Source organism: Bacillus sp. JJ722 (assembly GCF_036963345.1).
Lineage (GTDB): Bacteria > Bacillota > Bacilli > Bacillales > DSM-1321 > Bacillus_AD.
The window spans coordinates 1-5,655 of record NZ_JBALMO010000285.1; the positions used below are offsets into that span (position 1 = coordinate 1).

Below are 5,655 nucleotides of genomic sequence, written 5' to 3' on the forward strand. Positions count from 1 at the left end.
AGCGCCCCGTTTAGCTCCGTATCAACTGGAGCCCTCCGACTGAGATATAGGAAACACGAAGAGCTGACAAGCGAGTCGATGCTGACTTATCGTAGGGAGATTGGTGAAGTCCACTAGGAGCTGGGCGCTGGAGCTAGACAGTAAGAAAAGCGAAAGCGACCGGTTAGCTCCGAAACTTCCTTCTCCTTGAAAACGAGTAAAAAGAAAAAAAGAGATAGCCTCAAGAATTAAATCCTAAAAGACTATCTCTTTTATAGCTAATCATAAACTTCGTCTTCACCTTTTTTAATTTCTGTTTTTTCCTTTGGATCTGGCGGTTGCAATTCTATTATGAAGTATTCCCCTTTCGAAATATCTTCACCTGCTTTAATGTTTTGTTTCTTTACGTAACCACTACCACTTACATTTAAATCCAGTCCAACTAAATTAACAACCTTCATAACATCCCGTAGCGACCAACCGGTTAAATCATGCATTTTCGTTGGACCCCGGGTTTTTAATACTACCTTTTCTCCTTGTATTAGCATAGCATCAGCAGCTGGTGCTTGTTGGACAATCGTTTCTCCTTCACCTAGTACAACCGCTTCGTATCCGAGCTCTTTCAACTCTGCTGACGCTTCATTCACTGACATTCCAGCGTAATCTTTTATTTTCGTTGTCGTTTTCTTAGTTACATTTGCTGGTTTGATATTTAAATATCGCAAACTATTACTCATTACAGGATTAAATATTTCTGCAAGAGCATCTGTACCTGTTTTATCGTATGGTAGCTCAGGTTGCAGCATAGCAACATACATAATTAGTTGCGGATCATCTGCTGGGGCCGCTCCAAGGAATGAAAACAAGTAATTGTTACGACCTGTTAAATATCTCCCATTTGGACCAGGTATTTGCGCTGTACCTGTTTTACCTGCAACCTTATATCCATCGATTGCGTATTTTTGACCAGTTCCTTTCTCATCCGATACAACCGTTTCTAAATAACCTAATACAGTTTTGGCTGTTTCTTCGGAAATAGGCTCTCCGGCTACGGTTGGCTTTGTTTTTTCAACTACATTTCCTTTCGAATCCGTAACTTCATCTATTACATACGGCTTCATCATCTTTCCTTCATTAGCAATCGCAGAAAAAGCTTGAATTTGCTGAATAGGAGTTACAACTGATCCTTGTCCAAACGCTGTTGTTGCTTTTTCTACTTTTTCGTTATAAAGGATTTTACCGCCAACTTCATTAGGTAAATCAATGCCCGTAGGTTCATCAAAACCAAATTTCGTTAAGTATTCTCGGAACTTTTCCTCACCAAGCTGTTCAAGTGCCATTTTCACAAAAGCAACGTTTGACGAACGCTGTACACCTTGTAAATACGTCATCGATTTACCAGGAGTAATACCACTATGGTCTTTTATATAGCTTCCTTGAATATGATATGGCTTTGATTCAAACCAAGCATTTGGTTGAAACACACCTTCTTCAACAGCTGCTGCTAATGTAAAAGCCTTCATTGTCGAACCAGGTTCAAAATTCTCTTCAATGGCAAGATTCTTCCATGTCTCACCCAATCCTTCTTTCGTATTAGGATGGAATGTTGGACGTTGACTCATCGCTAATACTTCCCCTGTTTTAGGATCTGATACAATGGCAATTAACTTCTTTGGTTTGTACGTTTTTTGTACCTTAGTTAAAGATTCCTCTAGTAAAGATTGAATTTTTTTATCAAGTGTTAATTGTACATTATCACCATTTTCAGGTTTCGTTACTTTCGCTTCTTTACCTGGAATTAAAAAGCCCCATCTATCACTTTCATAGTTTACTTTTCCGTCTGTACCTTCTAACTTAGATTGTAATGATTTTTCAAGGCCTAACTTACCTTGTACACTTTCCGTCTTTGTTTCTTCATCATACTGTTTTTCCGCATAACCAATTACATGTGAAGCAAACACACCATTCGGATAATATCTCTTCGTATCTCTATTAAACGTTATGCCTGGAAGTTTCAATGCTTCAATTTTCTTTTTCGTAGCATGTGAAAGTCCACGACCTGCTGCTCCAAATTCTACTTGAAACGCGTCTTTCTTTTTTAATTGCTTTAAAATCTTTTCTTCGTCCATGTCTATATATTTCGCTAATTGCTTTGCTGTTTTTTCAGGATCAACAACATGCTGAGGATTATCTTCATCAATCGTCATATTACTATCCAATATAGCAATTAGCGTATATGAGGAAGTATCTTCGGCTAAAACAGAACCGTTTCGATCCGTAATACTTCCTCTGGAAGATTCAATCCCTGTTTGTTTCAAAGTTTTTTCTTGCGCTTTAGTGGCTAATACTTCCCCATCGACTTGTCCCGTTACTTGAATGTAAATAAAGCGTCCAGCTACAACAAAAAAGAGCAGAACGAACAATATAAATAGTATCGCTGCTCCAATGTTCATATTTTTGTTCTTGATATACATTAGTCTTGCACAACCTTAACATTGTTTTCATCTAATTTAAGACCAAGTTTAGATGCTCTTTCCCAAATTCTTTCGTAGCGACTTAATTCACTTACTTCGACATTTAAATCATTATTCACTTTTACCTGTTCTGTTACACTTGTTTGTAACTTTTGAATGTCTTGATTCACGGTATATAGATTATATTGATTTGAAATGATTTTCACTGAAATAATTGTAAAAATTAACGCACACGCAACAAAAAGTATTTTCTCTCCTAATGTGATCTTCGATTTGGGGATTAGTACCTTTGTAACGGCTGTTTGAGGTTGCTGGGTTTGTTGCCTATCTGTTGCGATTTTTCGTGCTAACATACTCAAATATTTCCCCTCCACATATTTAATCTTTGGTTTATAGTTTCTCTGCAACTCTTAATTTTGCTGATCGGGCTCGATTATTAGCTTGCAATTCCTCTTCACTAGGTAATATCGGCTTTCTTTTAACCAACTTTAATACTGGTTTAAATTCTTCTGGAATAATAGGTAAACCAGGTGGTAGTGGAGGTAAATCACTCTTTTCTTTAAAGACACTTTTACAAATACGATCTTCTAATGAATGGAAGGTAATTACCGAAATACGGCCACCTTTTTTAAGGAGACTGATACTTTGCTCTAGTGATTCTTCAAATACCTTCAATTCGTCATTAACAGCTATTCGAATCGCTTGAAATACTCGTTTAGCCGGATGTCCACCTGTCCTACGAGCAGGTGCAGGAATTCCTTCTTTAATTAATTCCACGAGTTCATAAGTTGTTTCAATTGGTTTAATCGCTCTTTGCGCTTCAATCTTACGAGCAATTTGCTTAGAAAATTTCTCTTCTCCATATTGAAAGAAAATTTTCACTAGTTCATTATATGACCAATTATTTACAACGTCATATGCAGAAAATGTAGCATCTTGATCCATTCTCATATCAAGCGGTGCGTCATGTTGATAGCTAAATCCTCTTTCAGGTGTATCAAGCTGTGGCGATGAAACACCTAAATCGTATAAAACACCATCTACTTGATGGATTCCTCGAGCGTTTAACTCTTCTTTAATATATTTAAAATTACTTTGGATGAATTCGACTTTAAGACCGTAAGACTTTAGTTTCTCTTTTGCATTCTCAATCGCAGTAATATCTTGATCGAATGCAAATAGTTTACCTTGATCTGAAAGCTGTGATAGCACATATTCACTATGACCTGCTCCACCTAAAGTACAATCCACATAAATGCCATCAGGTATAATATTTAATTCATCAACTGTTTCTTTCAAAAGAACTGTTACATGCTTAAACAAAAACGTTCAACTCCAATCGATATTAATAGTCGCTTTATTACGCATATTGTGAATTCAACAGCAAGCTCAAAAGTCAAATCCGACCAGATTCTCAGCTATATCAGCGAAAGTTTCTGCTGATTCTGTAGAATAGTCTGCCCATTGAGACTTACTCCAAATCTCGATTCGATTGGAAACTCCTAAAATCACACATTCCTTTTCAAGCTTAGCATATTGGACTAGCGGCATTGGAATATTAATCCTGCCTTGCTTATCTAGCTCACATTCTGTTGCACCTGAAAAGAAAAACCTAGTAAATGCACGAGCGTCTTTCTTCGTAAGCGGGAGTGTTTTTAGCTTATCTTCAATATGTACCCATTCTTCAAGGGAGTACCCAAATAAACATTGGTCTAAACCGCGAGTTATAATAAACTCTTGCCCTAATGCTTCCCTAAATTTAGCAGGAATTATTAAGCGTCCTTTAACATCAATGTTATGGTAATATTCTCCCAGGAACATATCATTACCCCCACTTTCTCTATATAAGAGTACCACATCCCCCCACTTTTCTCCACTGATTTTAGTATTCTTTTTCCACTTTCATATCCCCTTTACACAAATTTCGAGAATTTCTCCAGCATTCCACAACATCACGCAAAAAACATGTAATACAATAGAACAAAAGCGTAAAAATTTAGCACATTAAGTTACATACTCGCAATTTTTGATACACGATTTTTTACAAATAAAAAAACACCTCTCACATATTTTGTGAAAAGGTGCTTTTCTTTAAAATTAGTTTTCTCCAATAATTTTTACTTCTGTTTCTAATTGGATACCGAATTTATCATATACTGTCTTTTGAACGTGTTGAATTAATTCGATATAGTCACTTGCGGTACCTTGATCTACATTAACCATAAAGCCTGCATGCTTTGTTGAAACTTGCACGCCGCCAATTTGCACTCCTTGCAAGTTGCTATCTTGTATAAGTTTACCTGCAAAATGTCCCGGCGGACGCTTAAACACACTTCCACAAGATGGGTATTCAAGAGGTTGCTTAGACTCTCGTAAATACGTAAGCTCATCCATTTTAGCCTTAATACTTACTGAGTCACCTGTTTCACAAAGAAACGTTCCTTCAAGCACACAATAATTTTTTTTGGCAAACGCACTTGTACGGTAACGAAAACCAAAATCATCTCTTGATAATGTTTGTAAATTGCCTTCCTCATCAAGAACAATGGCACTTTCTAAAACATCCTTTACTTCACCACCATATGCTCCTGCATTCATATATAAAGCCCCTCCAGCTGTACCTGGAATACCACAAGCAAATTCAAGCCCTGTCAAATGATGAGCAAGAGCAGTACGGGAAACATCAATAATTGTAGAACCACTCTGAGCAATAATTCGATTACCATTAACTAAAATTTGATCTAGTTTCGTAAGAATCATTACAATCCCTCTAATCCCACCATCTCTAATAATAAGATTAGAACCATTACCTAGAATTGTTAAAGGAATATTGTTTTGCTTCGCATACTTATAAATAGCTTCAACTTCATTGTAAGAAGTTGGAAATACCAATAAATCAGCATGCCCACCTGTTTTTGTAAAAGTATACTTCATTAAAGGTTCATTTTGATATACATTTTCTTCATTCATTAGTTTTTTCAAGTCATTATATATGTGTAAAATATTCACGTTTATTTCCTCTTTTATCTGATTTTCGCTTTACGCCTTTCTCTATTGTAACAACTTCTGAAGAGTTGAGACAATTACAATTGCAATATTCCCAAAAAGTACAATAATAAAGGCAAATTTTTTCTCCAATATATATATCATATGCTGGTATTTCAAAAAAAGAACAAGGACTAAAATAAGCCCTTGTTCTAAT

6 protein-coding genes are annotated in these 5,655 nt (G+C 36.2%); all 6 read right to left on the reverse strand.

Going from position 1 to position 5,655, the window contains the following annotated elements; genetic code table 11:
* Window positions 1–257: 257 nt before the first annotated feature.
* Window positions 258–2,432: a penicillin-binding protein gene (locus tag V7014_RS23900; RefSeq protein WP_335511049.1), complete on the reverse strand. Its 2,175-nt coding sequence runs from the start codon at window positions 2,430–2,432 to the stop codon at window positions 258–260.
* 20 nt (window positions 2,433–2,452) lie between these two features.
* Window positions 2,453–2,806, reverse strand: coding sequence for a cell division protein FtsL (gene ftsL / locus V7014_RS23905; protein WP_335511058.1), 354 nt, complete (start codon window positions 2,804–2,806; stop codon window positions 2,453–2,455).
* Between the two features lie 37 nt (window positions 2,807–2,843).
* Entirely contained in the window at window positions 2,844–3,776 is a 933-nt protein-coding gene (rsmH, locus tag V7014_RS23910) for a 16S rRNA (cytosine(1402)-N(4))-methyltransferase RsmH (RefSeq protein ID WP_335511051.1), read from the reverse strand.
* Window positions 3,777–3,842: 66 nt separating this feature from the next.
* On the reverse strand, window positions 3,843–4,274 hold the full coding sequence (gene mraZ, locus V7014_RS23915; RefSeq protein ID WP_335511053.1) for a division/cell wall cluster transcriptional repressor MraZ: 432 nt from the start codon (window positions 4,272–4,274) through the stop codon (window positions 3,843–3,845).
* A 276-nt stretch (window positions 4,275–4,550) separates the two neighbouring features.
* Window positions 4,551–5,462, reverse strand: coding sequence for a UDP-N-acetylmuramate dehydrogenase (murB, locus tag V7014_RS23920; RefSeq protein ID WP_335511054.1), 912 nt, complete (start codon window positions 5,460–5,462; stop codon window positions 4,551–4,553).
* The coding region (locus V7014_RS23925) for a hypothetical protein (protein WP_335511057.1) at window positions 5,440–5,655 on the reverse strand (216 nt) is incomplete at its 5' end. The genes V7014_RS23925 and murB, both read right to left, overlap by 23 nt.